Origin of the sequence: Streptomyces sp. TLI_105, from assembly GCF_900105415.1 — a bacterium.
Lineage (GTDB): Bacteria > Actinomycetota > Actinomycetes > Streptomycetales > Streptomycetaceae > Streptomyces.
This window is the reverse complement of the sequence record NZ_FNSM01000001.1, coordinates 5,855,320-5,873,254: the sequence shown is the minus strand read 5'-3', so window position 1 is coordinate 5,873,254 and position 17,935 is coordinate 5,855,320. Positions and strand designations below refer to the sequence as shown.

The window sequence follows — 17,935 nt, the reverse complement described above, 5'->3', positions numbered from 1 at the left end:
GCCTACGCCCCGTAGAACAGCTCCTCGACGACGGCCCTGGCCCGGCGGGTGATCCGGCGGTAGTCGTCGACCATCTCGCCGACGTGACCCGACTCGTACCCCAAATACCGCCCCACCGCGGCGAGTTCGCGCGGCTGCGACGGGAAGGTGTCACCGGGGCGGCCGCGGACCAGCATCACCGCGTTGCGCACGCGGGTGGCGAGGACCCAGGCCTCGTCGAGGGTCTGCGCCTCCTCCGTCGGGATCAGCCCCGCCGCGTGGGCGGCGGCCAGGGCCTCGCGGGTACGGGTCGTCCGCAGGCCCGGTTCGGCCCAGCCGTGCCGCATCTGGAGCAGCTGGACCGTCCACTCGACGTCGCTGAGGCCGCCGCGCCCGAGCTTCGCGTGGAGCGTCGGGTCGGCGCCGCGCGGCAGCCGCTCGGACTCCATCCGGGCCTTGAGGCGGCGGATCTCGCGGACCGCGTCCTCGCCGAGGCCCTCCGCCGGATAGCGCAGCGGGTCGACCAGTTCGATGAAGCGGTCCGCCAACTCCTGGTCGCCCGCCATCGGTGCGGCGCGCAGCAGCGCCTGGCTCTCCCAGACGAGCGACCAGCGGCGGTAGTAGGCCTCGTACGACTTCAGGCTCCGCGCCAGGGGGCCGCTCTTGCCCTCCGGGCGCAGATCGGCGTCGATCAGCAACGGGGGGTCGGCCGTGGGCAGTTGGAGCAGCCGCCGCATCTCGGCGACCACCCGGTTCGCGGCCCGGGCCGCCTCCTGCTCGTCGACGCCCTCGCGCGGCTCGTGCACGAACAGCACGTCGGCGTCGGAGCCGTACCCGAGCTCGTGGCCGCCGAAGCGGCCCATGCCGATCACCGCGAACCGGGTCGGCAGCTCCTCGCCCCACTCGGCGCGCACGGCGGCCCGCAGGGCGCCGGCGATCGTCACCGCGTTGAGGTCGGTGACGGCCTCCCCCACCCGGTCCACGAGCGCGCCCGGATCGGGCTCACGGGGGCTGTCCTCGGTGCCGTACGAGCCGATGAGATCGGCCGCGGCGGTGCGGAACAGCTCCCTGCGGCGCACCCCGCGGGCCGCCGCGACCGCCTGCTCGGCGTCGTCCGCGCGGCCCACCGCCGCCAGGACCTCCTGCTCCAGGTGGTCCCGGCCGCGCGGCTTCAGGCCCTCCGGATCGCCGAGGATCGCGACGGCCTCGGGGGCGCGGAGCAGCAGGTCGGGGGCGAGGCGCCCGGCGGACAGGACCCGGGCGAGGTTCTCGGCGGCGGCGCCCTCGTCGCGGAGCAGCCGCAGGTACCAAGGGGTCTTGCCGAGGGCGTCGGAGACCTTGCGGAAGCCGAGGAGCCCGGCGTCCGGGTCGGCGGAGTCGGCGAACCAGCCGAGCAGCACCGGCAGCAGCGTCCGCTGGATCGCGGCCTTCCGGCTCACCCCGGAGGCCAGCGCCTCCAGGTGGCGCAGGGCGGCGGCGGGGTCCGCGTACCCGAGCGCTTCGAGCCGCTGCCCGGCCGCCTTCGGGCTGAGCCGGATCTCGCCGGGGGCGAGCTGCGCGACCGCGTCGAGCAGCGGCCGGTAGAAGAGCTTCTCGTGCAGCCGCCGGACGACGGCGGCGTGCCGCTTCCACTCCTTGTTGAGCTCGGCGACCGGGTCGGTGCGCAGCCCGAGGGAGCGGCCGAGGCGGCGCAGGTCGGCCTCGTCCTCGGGGACGAGGTGGGTGCGGCGCAGCCGGTACAGCTGGATGCGGTGCTCCATGGCCCGCAGGAACCGGTACGCCTCGTCGAGCTGGGAGGCGTCGGCGCGGCCCACGTAGCCGCCGGCGGCCAGCGCGGCGAGCGCGTCGAGGGTGGTGCCGCTGTGCAGGGTGGCGTCGCTGCGGCCGTGCACCAGCTGGAGGAGCTGGACGGCGAACTCGACGTCCCTGAGGCCGCCGGGGCCGAGCTTGAGCTCGCGCTCGACCTGGGCGACCGGGATGCCGGCGACGACGCGGCGGCGCATCTGCTGCACGTCGGGGACGAAGTTCTCGCGCTCGGCCGCCTGCCAGACGAGCGGGGATACCGCGTCGATGTACTGGGCGCCCAGCTCGGGGTCGCCCGCCACCGCGCGCGCCTTGAGCAGCGCCTGGAACTCCCAGGTCTTCGCCCACCGCTGGTAGTAGGCGAGGTGGGAGGAGAGGGTGCGCACGAGGGGGCCGTTGCGGCCCTCGGGGCGCAGATTGGCGTCGACCGGCCAGATGGTGCCCTCGACGGTGGTCTCCGAGCAGATCCGCATCAGATGGGAGGCGAGCCGGGTCGCGGCCTGGATCGCCTTGCCCTCGTCTGCGCCCTCGGCCGGCTCCCCGACGAAGATCACGTCCACGTCGGAGACGTAGTTCAGCTCGTGGCCGCCGCACTTGCCCATCGCGATCACCGCGAGCCGGCACATGGCGGCGTCGGCGGGTGCGGCCGTACGGGCGATGGCGAGCGCGGCACGCAGGGTCGCCGTCGCCAGGTCCGCGAGCTCGGCGGCCGCCTGGGCGACGTCGGTGGTGCCGCACACGTCACGGGCCGCTATGGCGAGGAGGCAGCGGCGGTAGGCGACCCGCAGCGACACCGGGTCGGTGGCCTCGGCGAGCCCCTGCTCGAACTCGGCGACCCCCGGGTGCAGGTCGGCCGCCTCGTACGTGACGAGGGACTCCCAGTCGCGGGGGTGCCGGGCCAGGTGGTCGGCGAGCGCCTCGGAGGCGCCGAGCACCCCGAGGAGCCGGTCCCGGAACGGCTTCGCGGAGAGCAGCGTGGTGGTGAGCGTCTGCCGCTCCGTCTCGGCCTGCGCCTCGACCAGGCGCACCAGACCGCGCAGGGCGAGGTCGGGATCGGCGGTGGCGCCGAGGGCGTCGAGGAGGACGGGATCGCCGCGCAGCGCGGACAGCTCGGGCACGTCGAGGAGCCGTTCGGCCCCCGAGGGATCGGTGAACCCGTGCCGCAGCAGACGTGAGAACGTACTGCTCCTGCGTCCCGGCACCGTCATTCCGCCGCTCCCTCCGAGCAGGTCCGAACCCAGGGAACCGAGCGTATCCGCAGTGCGGGGCCCCGGCGTCCAGGCCTGCGGTTCGCAGCGGATCACACGTGATGTCTCGCACATCGGTGGCTTTTCGGGCCCGATGAACCGTATTCCTTGAAAGTTCGTCTTGCCTTCCGCGGGACCGCCCCGCTCGTCCGACCTCATGGGAAAGCACGCCACCGAGACATGCCCGTCCGCCGCCTCCGCCGCTCGATCCCCCTCCCGTCCCGCCGCAGGACCGCCGCGACGGCAGTGACGGCCGCCCTGGTGGGCGGCGCCTTCGTCGGGATCCTCACGGTGACGGGGACGCCGCAGGCGGCGGAGGATCCGTCGCACGTGCCCACGAAGGTCCTGTCGGCGAAGGCGCAGGGGAAGAGCGGGAAGCCGGGGAAGAGTGACAAGCCCGGGCCCGTGGAGCCGCCCCTCCGGGGCGCCGGTTCCCCCGTCTCCGTGATGCAGATCGTGGCCCACCCCGACGACGACCTGTTCTTCATGAACCCGGACGTCTCCCAGTCCCTCCACTCCGGCAGCCCCCTCGCCGCCGTCTACCTCACCGCCGGCGAGTCCGACGGGGTCAACGCCCGTCCCCACGACGCCGAGGTCGCCGCGCCCGACAAGGCCGGCTACGCCGAGGCCCGGCAGAACGGCATACGCGCCGCCTACGCCGAGATGGCGACGGGCAGCCGGACCAGCCCCTGGGACCGGACCGCGATACCCACGGCCGGCGGCGGGTGGGCCGAGCTGGACACCCTGCGCGCCCGGCCGCGGATCAAGCTGGTGTGGCTGCAGATACGCGAGGCCGGAGCCATCGACGGCGACCGGCCGCACAGCCTCCACGGCCTCTGGGACGGCCGGATCACCGCCCTCGGATCACAGCGCTCCGCCGGCACCCCCGTCACCGCCGACTTCGCCTACACGAAGGAGCAGGTCGTGGCCACGGTGACCGGGCTCCTGGAGCGGTTCCGGCCGACCTTCGTCCGGATGCAGGACCCGAGCCCCGGCACGTACCCGAAGAGCGGGAAGCTCCGGGACCACCAGGACCACCTGTACGGGGCCCGGTTCGTGCAGACCGCGCTCGCCCGGTACGCGCGGCTGCCCGGCCACCCCCACGTCGGCGTGCAGAACTACCTCGGTTACCCGACCAGCGTCCTGCCGCACACCCTCGACCCCGAGACCGCCGACGCGAAGCTGAGGACCCTGAAGACGTACGCCTGGCTGGACGGGGTCCACGACTGCGGCCCCGACGCCGGCTGCGGCGACCTGAAGGTGGCCGCGCGGCCCGCCGGGCGGGGCTGGACCCAGACCGTCCGGTACGCCCGGGGCACCTCCACCTCCTGGGTCCAGCGCGACCCGCGCGGCGGGCTGCACGCCTTCTCCGTCCTCGACGGCCACCTCGCCGCCTGGCGGAAGCCGGCGGACGCCGTGGCCTGGCAGGGCCCGGAACTGCTGCCCGGCGCCGGCCTCGACAGCGGGATCACCTCCGTGACCCTGCCCGACGGCCGCATAGCCGTCTTCGGCATCCGCACCACGCTCGGCGACACCGCGGCCGACTACCGGCGCGAGGCGGTCACCACCGTCCAGACCGCGCCGGGCGCCGGCTTCGGCCCCTGGCTCTCGCTCGGCACGCCCGAGCGGAACGACGCCGAGGGCACCTCGGACATCAGCGCGCCCGCCGTGACCGTCGCCCCCGACGGCCGGGCCACCCTGGTCCTGCGCGACAGCCGCCACCGGCTGACGGCCCGTGAGCAGCGGCCCGACGGCGGCTGGGGCCCGTGGCGGTCCCTGGGCGGCACGGAGGTGTACGGCGACCCGGCGGCGGCGACGGACACCGACGGCCGGGGCCACGTCTTCGCCAGCACCCCGAGCACCGTCCTCGCCTGGGCCGAGCAGAGCCCCGGCGGGCCGCTGACGGGGCCCGTGCCGACCGGGCTGCCGCCGACGACCCTCGCGCTGAGCGCGAGCGCGGCGCCGGACGGCGACGGCGTACGCCTCTGGTTCCGCAAGCCGGCCTCCGGCGACCTGCGGAGCGCCGACTTCTCCGGTACGGGCCCGGTCTCCCCGGTCACGGAGCTGCCCGGCACCGGCGTCGCGGGCTTCGGCCCGGTCAGCGGCGGCGACGGCCTGCTCGCGGTCCGCTCCCGCACCGGCTTCCTGGCGACGGCACCGCACGGGCGGGCCGGGGCGCGGCCGGTGTGGACCCTGGAGAAGTTCCTGTTCTCCGGCGCGCCGGACGCGGGCACGGACGGGGTGGCGGCGATCGGCCTGGACGGCCACCTGCACTGGACCCCGGCGGGCCGCTGATCTTCGTTGCGGGCAGTCGTTCCACTGGGACGACGCCCACCCCTCGCACCCCCGTTGTGGGCAATCGTTCCGCCGGGGCGGTGCCCACCCCTCGTGCCCCCGTTGTGGGCAATCGTTCCGCCGGGGCGGTGCCCCGCCCACCCCGTTGTGGGCAGTCGTTCCGCTGGGGCGAGGGGGTCCCCCCTGCTCGAGCGAAGCCGAGAGCTTGGGGGAGGGTGGGCACAACGGAACGGCGCCCTTGCCGGCGCCAGAGGCTCCCGCGCCTGACCCGCACCCCTTTGTGCGCCGCCCTCGTGGTGCGGATCCAGGCCCGGAACGCGGAGGCGCCGCTAAGGGGCGCCGTCCCGTGTGCCCACCCGTCCCGCCCCAGCGGGACGATTGCCCGCACGGGCGGGGGCACCGCCTCCCAGGCGCGGCCGCCACACCGCGGTGGTTCGGTGTGCGTGGGGCCGTCCCGTGCGGGACCGTGGGCCCCATGAACTGGACCCTGGAAGTCGTGCCCGTCCCCGTCACCGACCTGGACCGGGCCAAGGAGTTCTACGGCGCGAAGTGCGGCTTCACGATCGACCTGGACACCGAGCTCGCGCCCGGCACACGGCTCGTCCAGGCGACCCCGCCCGGCTCGCGCTGCTCGATCACTCTGATGAGCGGCATGCCGCCGATGCCGGGGACGAAGGCGACGAGCCCGGGCACCCTGCACGGCCTCCAGCTCTGCGTCACGGACATCGAGGCGGCCCGGGCGGAGCTCCTCGGCCGGGGCGTCGACGTCTCGCCGGTGCGGCACGTCGGCGAGACGGGCTGGGAGGACGGCAAGGGCGGCACCTGGAACTCGTTCATGACCTTCGAGGACCCGGACGGCAACGGCTGGGTCGTGCAGGAGGCCCCGTCGGAGCTGTCGGAGCGCTGAGCCCGGCCGGTCAGAACCCCAGGTAGAAGTGGCGGAGTTGCTCGTCCTGCGCCACGCACCGCATCCCGGCGGCCTCCATCACCCGGTGCGAGGCCGGGTTGTCCAGGTCGGCGTCGCCCTTCACCCCGGCGACGCCGGCCACCCGGGCGACTTCGAGGAGCGCCCGCAAAGCCTCGGAGGCGTATCCGTTCCCCCGTACCCGAGGCGTCAGCCCGTACCCGACGGTCGCGACGCCGAGCTCGTCCGGCGGCCCGTGGAACCCGATGCCGCCGACGGTGACGCCGTCGAGCCGTATCTCGTAGGGCCGGAAGACCCCCGGATCCCCCCGCTCGGCGAGTCCGCGCAGGAAGCCGGTGGCGGACCGGACGTCCCCGTCGCCGGGGTATTCCTCTCCCCAGCGGTCCCCGTCCCCGGACTGCCGGGCGACGATGCGCTCGGCCCCGTCCTCGCTCAACGGATGCAACACGAGCCGCGCGGTGGCGACGGATTCGATCTTCACCCGGGCAGTCTGGACCGCCCGCCGGTCCCCGGGCAACGGGTTTGGCCGCGCGCCGCCCAACGCCGCAGTCTCGCCGTGTTGCCGCGCTTGCGGGACCGCGCCCCGCCGGTCTCCCCCGAGACCTCCGCGAACACCGTGACCGGCGTCCACCTGGGCCGTCCCCGGGGCGAGGTCCAGCGGACGGACGGGAAGTCCGTGACGCCGGTGACGGCCGCCCGCGGTATCACCCGCGTCCGCACGAAACCGCGGACCACGAGCCGCTCCGCCTCGCACCGGACCCCGGCGCGAAACCCCCGCACGGCGAGGATTCCGCACCCCAGGACGGCGACCACCACCGCCGCCCGCTCCCAGCCGGTCCCGGCCTCCGCCCCGTAGGCGAGGGAGCCGAGGCCGAGCGCGAGACCGAGCGCCGCGTTGGCCGCCCGGTTGGCGGGCGTGGGCACGAGTTCCGTGCCGCCGGCACGGTGAGGAACGCCCACCCCTACAGCACCGGCAGGTTCTTCCGCAGCTCGAAGGCGGTGACCTCGGAGCGGTACTCCTCCCACTCCTGCTTCTTGTTGCGCAGGAAGAAGTCGAAGACGTGCTCGCCCAGCGTCTCGGCGACCAGTTCGCTCTTCTCCATCAGGGCGATCGCCTCTCCCAGGTTCTGCGGGAGCGGCTCGATGCCCATCGCGCGGCGCTCCGAGTCGGAGAGGGCCCAGACGTCGTCGTCGGCGCCGGCCGGGAGCTCGTAGCCCTCCTCGATGCCCTTGAGGCCGGCGGCGAGGAGGACCGCGTAGGTCAGGTAGGGGTTGGCGCCCGAGTCGATGGAGCGGACCTCGACGCGGGAGGAGCCCGTCTTGCCCGGCTTGTACATGGGGACGCGGATGAGCGCGGAGCGGTTGTTGTGGCCCCAGCAGATGTACGAGGGGGCCTCGCCGCCCGAGCCGGCGGTGCGGGAGGAGCCGCCCCAGATGCGCTTGTAGGAGTTGACCCACTGGTTCGTCACGGCGGAGATCTCGCCCGCGTGCTTCAGGAGGCCCGCGATGAAGGAGCGGCCCACCTTCGACAGCTGGTACTCGGCGCCCGACTCGTAGAAGGCGTTCCGGTCGCCCTCGAAGAGCGACAGGTGGGTGTGCATGCCCGAGCCGGGGTAGTCCGAGAACGGCTTCGGCATGAACGTGGCCTGCACGCCCTGCTCCAGGGCCACCTGCTTCATGACCAGGCGGAAGGTCATGATGTTGTCGGCGGTGGACAGGGCGTCGGCGTAGCGGAGGTCGATCTCCTGCTGGCCGGGCGCGCCCTCGTGGTGGGAGAACTCCACCGAGATGCCCATCGATTCGAGCATGGTGATGGCCTGGCGGCGGAAGTCCATGCCGACGTTCTGCGGGGTGTGGTCGAAGTAGCCCGAGTTGTCGGCCGGGGTGGGCCGGGTGCCGTCGAGCGGCTTGTCCTTCAGGAGGAAGAACTCGATCTCGGGGTGGGTGTAGAAGGTGAAGCCGAGGTCGGAGGTCTTGGCCAGGGCCCGCTTGAGGACGTAGCGCGGGTCGGCGAAGGAGGGCGAGCCGTCCGGCATGAGGATGTCGCAGAACATCCGGGCGGTGCCCGGGGCCTCGGCGCGCCACGGCAGGATCTGGAAGGTGCCCGGATCCGGCTTGGCGATCATGTCCGACTCGTAGACGCGGGCGAAGCCCTCGATCGCGGAGCCGTCGAAGCCGATGCCCTCGTCGAAGGCCTGCTCCAGTTCGGCGGGCGCCACGGCCACCGACTTGAGGAAGCCGAGCACGTCGGTGAACCACAGACGTACGAAGCGGATGTCGCGCTCCTCGAGCGTACGGAGCACGAATTCCTGCTGCTTGTCCATTTCCACACCCATCCTCGCTGGTCAGGCCGCCTGCTCCCACCGCCTCCGGTACATCGGGGGGCACCTGAGCATCCCACCACATGGTTTCGCGCACGTTGCACACCCATACTGCCTGCTCGGATGTGACTCGGGTAACGGGGGAACGGCCGGACCGAGGTGCTTCCCCACCCGTCCGGCACCCGCCCGTCGGTACCGAGTGGTACCCCGTTCGGCCCACAGAGGCCCTTCGCCCACTACGATCTGCGCCCATGGGGGCCACACGGCTCGTACGCCTGTCCCGACACGCGCGTCCCATGGCACTGGCGAGTGCCGTGGCGACGCTCCTCGCCGCGCTCTTCCTCTGTCAGGGGACGGTGCCGGAGCGGCACGGCGCCTCTCATGAGGCGGCTCCGCGGACGGTGACGGCCGTCGCCGCCACCGGCGAGTACATCTGCCCGTACGACCGCGGCGGCTGCTCCCTCTTCCCCTCGCTCTCCCCCGCGGTGCTCAGCGCGCCCCCGCTCGACACCCCGCCGCAGGCGGACGAGGGGACGCCGCGTCTCGCGCCGCCCTCCGGTGACGGGCCGTCGCGCCGCTCGGACGCCCGGCCGCGCGCGCCGGACCTGCACGTCCTTCAAGTTCTCCGGACGTAGCGACGACGGGCGCCCCGCCCCGTGGCGGGCCCGTCCCCGCACGTCCACCCCCGAACTCCACCCCACTCCTGAAGAAGGACGACATCACCATGGCCGCCAATCGCTCCGCCACCGCCGACCGCCGCGCCCGAATAGAGGAGATGCGCCGCGCCGAGCAGGCCCGTGAGCGCCGCAACCGCCTGATCACCGTCGGCGTCTCCGCCGTCGTCGTGCTGAGTCTCGTCGGCTTCGGCACCTTCGTGCTGATGAAGAAGTCCGACGAGCAGGACGCCAAGGACGCCGCCGCGAAGGCCCCCATCGCGGCCGAGAAGTCCTGGGACCCGAAGAAGCTCGGCCGCAACCACGTCGAGACGGCCGTCAAGTACGACATGAAGCCGCCGGTCGGCGGCGACCACAACCCGGTCTGGCAGAACTGCGACGGCGTGGTCTACACGAAGAAGATCGCCGACGTGAACGCCGTGCACTCGCTGGAGCACGGGGCCGTCTGGGTGACGTACAACAAGTCGGCCTCGCAGGCCGACGTGAAGAAGCTGGCCGACAAGGTCGGCAAGACCAAGTACTCGCTGATGAGCCCGGTGGACGACCAGGCCGGCGCGATCATGCTGTCCGCCTGGGGCAAGCAGGTGACCGTGGACGGCGCGGACGACCCGCGCGTCGACGCCTTCTTCACGAAGTACGTGCAGGGGCCGCAGACCCCGGAGCCGGGCGCGGCCTGCACCGGCGGGATCGGCGCGGACGGCCAGGGCGGCACGGGGATGGGCCAGTGAGGCTCGACCGTACGCAGGGGGCGGCGGTCGCCGCCGTCGTCCTCGCGCTGCTGTTCGCCGGGGGCGCGGTCACCGTCGCCTCCGCCGACCGTGACGAGGCGCCGAGCACCCCGGCCTCCTCGTCCGCGGACGCCGGCTTCGCCCGGGACATGGCCGTCCATCACCAGCAGGCCGTCGAGATGTCGTTCATCGTCCGGGACCGGACGAAGGACGAGGAGGTCCGGCGGCTCGCGTACGACATCGCCAACACCCAGGCCAACCAGCGGGGCATGATGCTCGGCTGGCTCGACCTGTGGGGGCTGCCCAAGAACGAGTCCGGTGTCGAGCCGATGGCCTGGATGGGCATGGGCGGTTCGGGGGACACGGGCGACCTGGACGGGGCCCTGATGCCGGGCATGGCGACCAACGCGCAGCTGGACGAGTTGCGGAAGGCCGACGGCCGGGAGGCCGAGGTCCTGTACCTGAAGCTCATGACCGCGCACCACAAGGGCGGGGTCCACATGGCCGAGGGCTGTGTCCAGAAGTGCGGCGTGGAGATCGAGCGGAACCTCGCGCAGGGCATGGTCGACGCGCAGACGGCCGAGATGGCGCTGATGGCGGACATGCTGAAGAAGCGCGGGGCCTGACCCCCGCCGGACCCGGCACACGGCCCCCGCGACCCGCTGCGGTCGCGGGGGCCGCGCCGTCCGCACACAATGGATGGGGCTCGGGGACTTCGTACGACGACGTTCGACGAAAGGTACGCACCCCATGACCACGGCGAAGGACATCATGCATTCCGGGGCCCAGTGGATCCCGGCACACGAGACGCTCGACCGTGCCGCGCAGATGATGCGCGACCACAACGTGGGCTCGCTGCCCATCGCCGACGAGAACGAACGGCTCTGCGGCATCATCACGGACCGCGACATCGTGGTCGGCTGTGTGGCCGAGGGCCACGACCCGTCGAGGATCACCTGCGGTGAGATGGCGAAGGGCACTCCGCGCTGGGTCGAGTCGGACGCGGACGTGGGCGTCGTCCTGGAGGAGATGCAGAGCCACCAGATCCGGCGGCTGCCGGTCATCGAGGACAAGCGGCTCGTCGGCATGATCAGCGAGGCCGATCTGGCCCAGCACCTGTCGGACGAGCAGATCAAGGCGTTCGTCTCGAGCGTCTACGCCGGTTCCTGACCCGCTCACCGATCCGTTTCGAGCCACCGCCCGGACCCTCGTGTCCGGGCGGTGGCGCTCGGGCGTCAGGGCGGGAGCCGGCTCGGCACTCGTGGGCCGCGCGGAGGGGTCGCCCCCGGCCCCGGGGACGACGGGGAGCAGCCGGGCCCCCGTACCACCGGCGAGACGGTCCAGGGCCTCCTCTTCGGCCGTGAAACCCCTGGCCAGACCCTCTTGGGCCGGTCTACCGTCGGCGTTTCGGATCGACTCGGAGGCCCCGCATGACCACGCCCATGGAGAAGCCCGCCCCCGGCCCGGGGGCTCCCGAGGGGCAGGGTGTGCCGCCGCGGCCGGGCCCGCCCGCCGGATCGGGGATGCCACCGGGAGCGGGCTCGCCCGAAGTGCCGCCGGAGTCCGGCGCAGCCGGGCCGTATCCGTACGCCGTGTCGGCCGTCCGCACCGGTCTCGGCGTGGCCGCGCTCGTCCTCGGCGTCGTCGGTCTGTTCCTCGCGATCGCCCCGTTCCTCTTCTGGGTCGGGGGGATCCTGGGCGTCCTGGCGCTCGTCCTCGGCGTCGTCGGTCTCGTCCGGGCGGCCCCGGGGGCCGGCCGGGTGTCGGCGATCGTCGGTATCGCGCTCGGGGCCCTGGCGATCCTCCTCTCGGCGGCCTGGCTGCTCGTCCTCGTCCTGTTCGCGCGCGCGTCGGACGCCGTGGGCGACCCGGTCCGCGAGCCGGAGTGGGCCTCCGCCGCGCCGGAGGCGCCGGGCGCACCGGAGGGGACCGCGCCCGCGGAGCTGGCGTTCGGCGAGACCCATGCGTACGAGGACGGGGTGAGGGTCACGGTCTCGAAGCCCCGGCCGTTCACGCCCGACCGGTTCGCCGCCGGGTACGAGCGGGGCGACACGGCGGTGCGCGTGACGATCACGATCGTCAACGGCAGCGGGAAGGCCGTCGACGTCAGCACCGCGCTCCCGGAGGTGCGCGACGCGGACGGCGCACCGGTGGAGGCGATCTTCGACGGGAGCGGGGCGACCGGGGTGTTCCGGGGCACGGTGCTCCCGGGCAAGCGGGCCGAGGCCGGCTACGCGTTCTCGGTGCCGGCGGACGCGGACGGCGAGGTGCGGCTGGAACTGGCGCCGCAGCTGCTCGCCTACGAGCCGGCGATCTGGTCCGGCCCGGTGAAGTAGCGCGGGACCGGGCGCGGTTCCGTGTCCTGTCCCCAGGACATAGCGTCGGTCTGACGATTACACTGGGCGGGTGCCTCAACTACGCCTCGCCCTGAATCAGATCGACTCGACCGTCGGAGACCTCGCCGGGAACGCCGAGGCGATCGTGCACTGGACCCGGCACGCCGCCGGGCAGGGCGCGCATCTCGTCGCGTTCCCCGAGATGGCGCTGACCGGATATCCCGTCGAGGACCTCGCCCTGCGCTCCTCCTTCGTCGAGGCGTCCCGGACGGCCCTGCGCGGGCTCGCCCGGCGCCTCGCGGACGAGGGGTTCGGGGAGCTGCCGGTCGTCGTCGGCTACCTCGACCGCTCCGAGCGGGCCGAGCCGCGGCTCGGCCGGCCGGCCGGCTCGCCGGAGAACGCCGCGGCCGTGCTGTACGGCGGCGAGGTGGTGCTGCGCTTCGCCAAGCACCACCTGCCGAACTACGGCGTCTTCGACGAGTACCGCTACTTCGTGCAGGGCGACACCCTGCCGGTCGTCCGCGTCCACGGCGTCGACGTGGCGCTGGCGATCTGCGAGGACCTCTGGCAGGAGGGGGGCCGGGTCCCGGCGACGCGCAGCGCCCGGGCGGGGCTGCTGCTCTCGGTCAACGCCTCGCCGTACGAGCGGAACAAGGACGACACCCGGCTCGAACTGGTCCGCAAGCGGGCCCAGGAGGCGGGGTGCGTCACCGCGTACCTGGCCATGATGGGCGGTCAGGACGAGCTGGTCTTCGACGGCGACTCGATCGTCGTGGACGCGGCCGGCGAAGTCGTCGCGCGTGCGCCGCAGTTCGTGGAGGGCAGTGTGATCCTCGACCTGGAGCTGCCGGCGGCGGAGGCGGACGCGCCCGAAGGCGTGGTGGACGACGGGCTGCGGATCGACCGGGTGGTGCTGTCGGAGGAGCCGCTGCCGGCGTACGAGCCGGAGCTGCTGGGCGGCTACGCGCACCGGCTCGACGACGACGAGGAGATCTACTCGGCGCTGGTGATCGGCCTGCGGGCGTATGTCGCGAAGAACGGTTTCCGCTCGGTGCTCGTCGGGCTCTCCGGCGGCATCGACTCGGCGCTCGTCGCGGCGATCGCCTGCGACGCGCTCGGCGCGGACAACGTGTACGGCGTGTCGATGCCCTCGAAGTACTCATCCGACCACTCGCGCGGTGACGCGGCCGAGTTGGCCCGCCGGACCGGGCTGCACTTCCGCACCGTGTCGATCGAGCCGATGTTCGACGCGTACATGGGCGCGCTGGGGCTCACCGGTCTCGCCGAGGAGAACCTCCAGTCGCGGCTGCGCGGCACGATGCTGATGGCGCTCTCCAACCAGGAGGGGCACATCGTCCTCGCGCCCGGCAACAAGTCGGAGCTGGCGGTGGGCTACTCGACGCTGTACGGCGACTCCGTCGGTGCGTTCGGCCCCATCAAGGACGTCTACAAGTCGACCGTCTTCCGCCTCGCCCGCTGGCGGAACCGGGCGGCCGAGGACCGGGGCCAGACCCCGCCGATCCCGGAGAGCTCGATCACCAAGCCGCCCAGCGCCGAACTGCGCCCCGGCCAGGTCGACACGGACTCGCTGCCGGACTACGAGGTCCTGGACGCGATCCTCTCGCTGTACGTGGACCAGGACCAGGGCCGGGACGCCGTCGTGGCGGCCGGGTTCGACGAGGAACTGGTGACGCGGACGCTGCGGATGGTGGACAGGGCGGAGTACAAGCGGCGCCAGTACCCGCCGGGCACCAAGATCTCGGCGAAGGGCTTCGGCAAGGACCGGCGGCTGCCGATCACGAACCGCTGGCGGGAGAGGACGACCGGCTGACCGGCCGGACGGTGGAGCGACCTCCGTGCGCGCGCCCGCGCTGTGGGCTCCCCGCGCGCCGGAGGCCATCGGCGGGGCGAACGTTTCCCGCCGAAGATCGGCGAGGCGGCACGCGCGCCCGGCCGCTGAAGGGCGACCCCGATGCCCGGTGCAGTTCCCCCATGACCTGCGGGAGCGTCCGCTGGGCCGAGGGGCGGACCGGGACCGGATCCGCGCGCTCGTCCGGCAACTCGACGCCACCTTGATCGACACTCGCCCGTTGGCGGAGCCGGTTCCTCCGTCGCCCGACGACGAGAGCGAGGAGGAAGACGTCCTGTGATCCCGCGCGTTCAGCCGGCTCGTTCCGGCTGAACGGCCCGGTCGGCGGCCGGGAGGCTTCCCGCGACGACGCGGGAGGCCCCCTTCCCCGTGCCGGGGCGGTCGAGGAGGCCCGCCACGGCCGCGATCAGGAGGCCGACGGCGGTGAGGCCCGCGCCGACGAGGGTCGGGGAGGTCCAGCCCCAGCCGGCGGCGACGGCGGCCCCGCCGGCCCAGGCGCCGCCCGCGTTGGCGAGGTTGAAGGCGGAGTGGTTGGAGGCGGAGGCGAGCGTCGGGGCGTCCTTCGCCTTGTTCATGACCAGCATCTGGAGCGGGGTGGTCGTCATGAAGCCGACCGCGCCGAGCACGACGACCGTGACGAGCGCCAGCCAGGGCACGTGGACGGTGAAGCGGAAGGCGACCAGGGCGAGGACGAGGGCCGCGAGCGAGCCGTACAGCGTGGGGCGCAGCGCCCGGTCGGTCAGCGGTCCGGCGGCGAGCGCCCCGCCGGTCATGCCGAGGCCGAAGAGGGCGAGGACGATCGTGACGGTGGAGTCGCCGAAGCCCATCACCTCGGTCGTCATCGAGGCGAGGTACGAGTAGACGGCGAAGACGCCCGCGAAGCCGAAGACGGCCGTGAGCAGACCGAGCAGCACCTGCGGCCTGCCGAGGGCGCGCACCTCGCGGCCGAGGCCCTGCCGCCCGTCCACGGGGACGTGCGGGACGAGGCGGGCGAGCGCGGCCATGGCGAGCAGGCCGATCGCGGAGACCACGAGGAAGGTGGCCCGCCAGCCGAGGTGCTGGCCGAGCAGGGTCGCGGCCGGCACGCCGAGGATGTTGGCGACGGTGAGGCCGAGGAACATCGTGGCGACCGCCCGCGCCTGCCGGTCCTCGTGCACGAGCCGGGCGGCGACGACCGCTCCGAGGCCGAAGAACGCGCCGTGCGGGAGCCCGGCGAGGACCCGACCGGCGAGGAGCCAGCCGAAGCCGGGGGCGAGCGCGGAGGCGAGGTTGCCGACCGTGAAGAGGGCCATGAGCAGCAGGAGCATCCGCTTGCGCGGGATCCGCGAGCCGAGCGCCGTGAGGAGCGGGGCGCCGACGACCACTCCGATCGCGTACGCCGAGACGAGGTACCCGGCGGTGGGGACGGAGGTGCCGAGGTCGTCGGCGACCTGCGGGAGCAGGCCCATCATCACGAATTCGGTGGTGCCGATGCCGAAGGCGGAGACGGCGAGCGCGAGCAGCGCCAGGGGCATGGGGAGAGCCTTTCCGGGAATTAGTTCTTCGACGAAACAAATCGTCTCAGACGTTTTCTTCCCGGCGGCTTCCGGAGGGTGAAGGGGAGGTTTCAGAGCTTCACACGGGCGGCGACCGGAAGGTGGTCGCTCATCGTCTCCGGCAGCGCCCAGGAGGACATCGGCTCCACGCCCTTGACCATGATCTGGTCGATCCGGGCCATCGGGAACGAGGCCGGCCAGCTGAAGCCGAAGCCGTCGCCCGCCGCGCCCTGGGTGGAGCGCAGCTGCGAGGTGACGGCGTTGAGGGCGCGGTCGTTCATGGTGCCGTTGAGGTCGCCGAGGAGGACGATCCGCTCGTGCCGGTCGTCGGCGATGGCCTCGCCGAGGGCGTTGGCGCTGGTGTCGCGCTGGTTGGCGGTGAAGCCGGCGTTCAGCTTGACCCGGACGGACGGGAGGTGGGCGACGTACACGGCCACCTCGCCCTTCGGCGTGACGATCGAGGCGCGCATGGCGCGGGTCCAGCCCATGTGGATGTCGACGGGCTGCGCGGCCCGCAGCGGCAGCTTGCTCCAGAGGCCGACCGTGCCCTGGACGGAGTGGTACGGGTAGGTCTCGGCGAGGCCCTTCTCGTAGACCGGGACCATGTCGCCCTTCAGCTCCTCCAGGGCGAGCACGTCGACGCCGGAGGCGGCAAGGAGGCGGGCCGTGCCCTCGGGGTCGGTGTTGTCGGCGTTCACGTTGTGGGTGGCGACGGTCAGGTCGCCGCCCGGGGCCGACTTGTCGGCGACGAGACCGCCGAAGAGGTTGAGCCACACCGCGGCCGGCAGCAGCAGGGCGATCAGCGCGGTCGCGGAGCGGCGCACGAGGGCGAGCACCAGCAGGAGCGGCACGAAGACGCCGAGCCAGGGCAGGAAGGTCTCGGTGAGGCTGCCCAGGTTGCCGATCCGGTTGGGGATGTCCGAGTGGAACACCATGAACAGGGTGAGCGCCACGGCGGTCAGGGCGAGCAGGATGCCCCGGCGCCAGATCCCGGGATCGCGGCGGAGCCCGTCGAGCGCGGTCCGGAACCGGGACCGGGGGCGCCCGCTCCCCGCGCCGCCGTGGTCGGTCTCCGTCATGTCCACCCGCGCCATCGCACTGTCCTCACTGCCTTGCTGCCGTGCTGTCCCGCTCCGTGACCCGGCATCGACACTAGGCGATGACGGGTCCGTCGTACTCACCCAGGGACGACATCGGCGCGTGGCGGGTTCCTGCGGGCGGCGTGGGCGGGCAGGCTGTGACAGAACGCGCACATTCGTACGGGTCGGGGCGGTGGTGCGGGGTTCTGTCAGGGGCGGGGGCGCAGCCCCGCCATGACGGCGTCGACGACCCGCTCGGCGAGCCCCGGCTCCAGGGTGGCGCCGGGCCGGATGACGGTGCGCAGGAGCAGGGGCCCTATGAAGAGGTCGTTCACGAACTCGACGTCGAGGTCGTCGCGGATCTCCCCCAGCTCCATGCCGCGCCGCACCGTGTCCATGCCGAGGCGGCGGCGCGGTTCGATGACGGTGTTCTGGTAGGCCTCCCACAGCTTGGGATAGGCCTGCATCTGCGAGAAGACGTTGTGGAGCAGGGCGGAGGACCGCTTGGCGAGGCCGCGCCGCCGCAGCATCTCCAGGAGCATGACGAGGTCGTCCCGGACGGAGGTGCCGGTGAGCACCGGGTCCTGGGGCTCCACGGAGCGCAGGAGCTCGACGAAGAGCTCCTCCTTGCCGGGCCAGCGGCGGTAGATGGTGGCCTTGCCGACCCCGGCGGTGCGGGCGATCCGCTCGATGGACAGCTCGGTGAGCGGGACGCCCTCCTCCAGGAGGCCGACGACCGCGTCGAAGATGGCCTGTTCGACCGCCTCGGACCGCGGCCGCCCCCGCCGGGCCGCCTCCGGCGGGGGGGTCGGCTCGTCCTTCTGGGGTTCGGGGTTCCCGCTGTCCTGCAGGGACACGTGCGCTCCGCCTCTCGTCGGGTACTGCCTGTCGCCCCCCGATTCTCTCCCGCGGCCCGCGGTCCGTTGTGGGCGATCGTTCCGCGGCCCGCGGTCCGTTGTGGGCAGTCGTTCCGCTGGGGCGGTGCCCACCCGCCCCGTTGCGGGCGCCGGTTCCGCCGGGGCGGCGCCCCCCACCCCTCGCGCCCCCGTTGTGGGCATGCGTTCCGCTGGGGCGGAACGGGTGGGCACAACGGAACGGCGCCCCTTGCCGGGCCCAGGCTCCCGCGCCCTGACCCGCACCCCG

The 17,935-nt window shown here is 73.3% G+C and carries 16 protein-coding genes; 9 read left to right on the top strand and 7 right to left on the bottom strand.

The features are described 5' to 3' along the window. Positions 1–2: 2 nt before the first annotated feature. Positions 3–2,990, bottom strand: coding sequence for a bifunctional [glutamine synthetase] adenylyltransferase/[glutamine synthetase]-adenylyl-L-tyrosine phosphorylase (locus tag BLW86_RS26885; RefSeq protein WP_093876420.1), 2,988 nt, complete (start codon positions 2,988–2,990; stop codon positions 3–5). A gap of 219 nt (positions 2,991–3,209) precedes the next feature. Here BLW86_RS26885 and BLW86_RS26880 point away from each other — a divergent pair, with 219 nt between their 5' ends. Next, the gene (locus tag BLW86_RS26880; RefSeq protein WP_093876419.1) at positions 3,210–5,324 is read left to right on the top strand and encodes a PIG-L family deacetylase; all 2,115 of its coding nucleotides are present in this window, start codon (positions 3,210–3,212) and stop codon (positions 5,322–5,324) included. A 475-nt stretch (positions 5,325–5,799) separates the two neighbouring features. After that, a complete protein-coding gene (locus BLW86_RS26875; RefSeq protein WP_093876418.1) occupies positions 5,800–6,231 on the top strand; it encodes a VOC family protein in 432 nt (143 codons plus the stop codon). 10 nt (positions 6,232–6,241) lie between these two features. On the opposite strand, the gene BLW86_RS26870 is transcribed toward BLW86_RS26875, so the two are convergent. The 3 genes from BLW86_RS26870 to BLW86_RS26860 are packed head-to-tail and all read right to left on the bottom strand — an operon-like array spanning position 6,242 to position 8,573. Further along, positions 6,242–6,730, bottom strand: a complete 489-nt coding sequence (locus BLW86_RS26870) for a GNAT family N-acetyltransferase (RefSeq protein ID WP_093876417.1) — start codon at positions 6,728–6,730, stop codon at positions 6,242–6,244. Next, positions 6,727–7,173 (bottom strand): hypothetical protein, encoded by a 447-nt coding sequence (locus BLW86_RS26865; protein ID WP_256341444.1) that lies wholly within the window; start codon positions 7,171–7,173, stop codon positions 6,727–6,729. The genes BLW86_RS26870 and BLW86_RS26865 overlap by 4 nt, the downstream gene beginning before the upstream one ends. A gap of 38 nt (positions 7,174–7,211) precedes the next feature. Continuing rightward, positions 7,212–8,573: a glutamine synthetase family protein gene (locus BLW86_RS26860; RefSeq protein WP_093876415.1), complete on the bottom strand. Its 1,362-nt coding sequence runs from the start codon at positions 8,571–8,573 to the stop codon at positions 7,212–7,214. Between the two features lie 293 nt (positions 8,574–8,866). On the opposite strand from BLW86_RS26860, the gene BLW86_RS26855 reads away from it, so the two are divergent. The 7 genes from BLW86_RS26855 (at position 8,867) to BLW86_RS42160 (ending at position 14,458) form a co-directional block, all read left to right on the top strand. Next, the gene (locus tag BLW86_RS26855) at positions 8,867–9,205 is read left to right on the top strand and encodes a hypothetical protein (protein ID WP_256341443.1); all 339 of its coding nucleotides are present in this window, start codon (positions 8,867–8,869) and stop codon (positions 9,203–9,205) included. 89 nt (positions 9,206–9,294) lie between these two features. After that, complete coding sequence (locus BLW86_RS26850) at positions 9,295–9,972, top strand: DUF3105 domain-containing protein (RefSeq protein ID WP_177181765.1); 678 nt, start codon at positions 9,295–9,297, stop codon at positions 9,970–9,972. Then, the gene (locus tag BLW86_RS26845) at positions 9,969–10,598 is read left to right on the top strand and encodes a DUF305 domain-containing protein (protein WP_093876412.1); all 630 of its coding nucleotides are present in this window, start codon (positions 9,969–9,971) and stop codon (positions 10,596–10,598) included. Before BLW86_RS26850 ends, BLW86_RS26845 begins: the two co-directional genes overlap by 4 nt. Before the next feature lie 124 nt (positions 10,599–10,722). After that, positions 10,723–11,142, top strand: coding sequence for a CBS domain-containing protein (locus BLW86_RS26840; protein WP_093876411.1), 420 nt, complete (start codon positions 10,723–10,725; stop codon positions 11,140–11,142). Positions 11,143–11,402: 260 nt separating this feature from the next. Next, a complete protein-coding gene (locus tag BLW86_RS43815; RefSeq protein ID WP_143060281.1) occupies positions 11,403–12,308 on the top strand; it encodes a DUF4190 domain-containing protein in 906 nt (301 codons plus the stop codon). Between the two features lie 70 nt (positions 12,309–12,378). After that, the gene (locus BLW86_RS26830; RefSeq protein WP_177181764.1) at positions 12,379–14,139 is read left to right on the top strand and encodes an NAD+ synthase; all 1,761 of its coding nucleotides are present in this window, start codon (positions 12,379–12,381) and stop codon (positions 14,137–14,139) included. A gap of 148 nt (positions 14,140–14,287) precedes the next feature. Beyond that, entirely contained in the window at positions 14,288–14,458 is a 171-nt protein-coding gene (locus BLW86_RS42160; RefSeq protein ID WP_177181763.1) for a hypothetical protein, read from the top strand. Positions 14,459–14,468: 10 nt separating this feature from the next. On the opposite strand, the gene BLW86_RS26825 is transcribed toward BLW86_RS42160, so the two are convergent. From BLW86_RS26825 to BLW86_RS26815, 3 genes are all read right to left on the bottom strand, one after another. After that, entirely contained in the window at positions 14,469–15,692 is a 1,224-nt protein-coding gene (locus BLW86_RS26825) for an MFS transporter (protein ID WP_093876409.1), read from the bottom strand. A gap of 92 nt (positions 15,693–15,784) precedes the next feature. Continuing rightward, positions 15,785–16,807: an endonuclease/exonuclease/phosphatase family protein gene (locus tag BLW86_RS26820; RefSeq protein ID WP_093876408.1), complete on the bottom strand. Its 1,023-nt coding sequence runs from the start codon at positions 16,805–16,807 to the stop codon at positions 15,785–15,787. A gap of 194 nt (positions 16,808–17,001) precedes the next feature. Then, entirely contained in the window at positions 17,002–17,649 is a 648-nt protein-coding gene (locus tag BLW86_RS26815) for a TetR/AcrR family transcriptional regulator (RefSeq protein ID WP_093876407.1), read from the bottom strand. Positions 17,650–17,935: the final 286 nt, after the last annotated feature.

Bases quoted from the DNA above. Each gene is read 5' to 3' on its own strand.
- BLW86_RS26885 (WP_093876420.1), bottom strand. From the start codon at position 2,990: ATGACGGTGCCGGGACGCAGGAGCAGTACGTTCTCACGTCTGCTGCGG.
- BLW86_RS26880 (WP_093876419.1), top strand. From the start codon at position 3,210: ATGCCCGTCCGCCGCCTCCGCCGCTCGATCCCCCTCCCGTCCCGCCGC.
- BLW86_RS26875 (WP_093876418.1), top strand. From the start codon at position 5,800: ATGAACTGGACCCTGGAAGTCGTGCCCGTCCCCGTCACCGACCTGGAC.
- BLW86_RS26860 (WP_093876415.1), bottom strand. From the start codon at position 8,573: ATGGACAAGCAGCAGGAATTCGTGCTCCGTACGCTCGAGGAGCGCGAC.
- BLW86_RS26855 (WP_256341443.1), top strand. From the start codon at position 8,867: ATGGCACTGGCGAGTGCCGTGGCGACGCTCCTCGCCGCGCTCTTCCTC.
- BLW86_RS26850 (WP_177181765.1), top strand. From the start codon at position 9,295: ATGGCCGCCAATCGCTCCGCCACCGCCGACCGCCGCGCCCGAATAGAG.
- BLW86_RS26840 (WP_093876411.1), top strand. From the start codon at position 10,723: ATGACCACGGCGAAGGACATCATGCATTCCGGGGCCCAGTGGATCCCG.
- BLW86_RS43815 (WP_143060281.1), top strand. From the start codon at position 11,403: ATGACCACGCCCATGGAGAAGCCCGCCCCCGGCCCGGGGGCTCCCGAG.
- BLW86_RS26825 (WP_093876409.1), bottom strand. From the start codon at position 15,692: ATGCCCCTGGCGCTGCTCGCGCTCGCCGTCTCCGCCTTCGGCATCGGC.
- BLW86_RS26820 (WP_093876408.1), bottom strand. From the start codon at position 16,807: ATGGCGCGGGTGGACATGACGGAGACCGACCACGGCGGCGCGGGGAGC.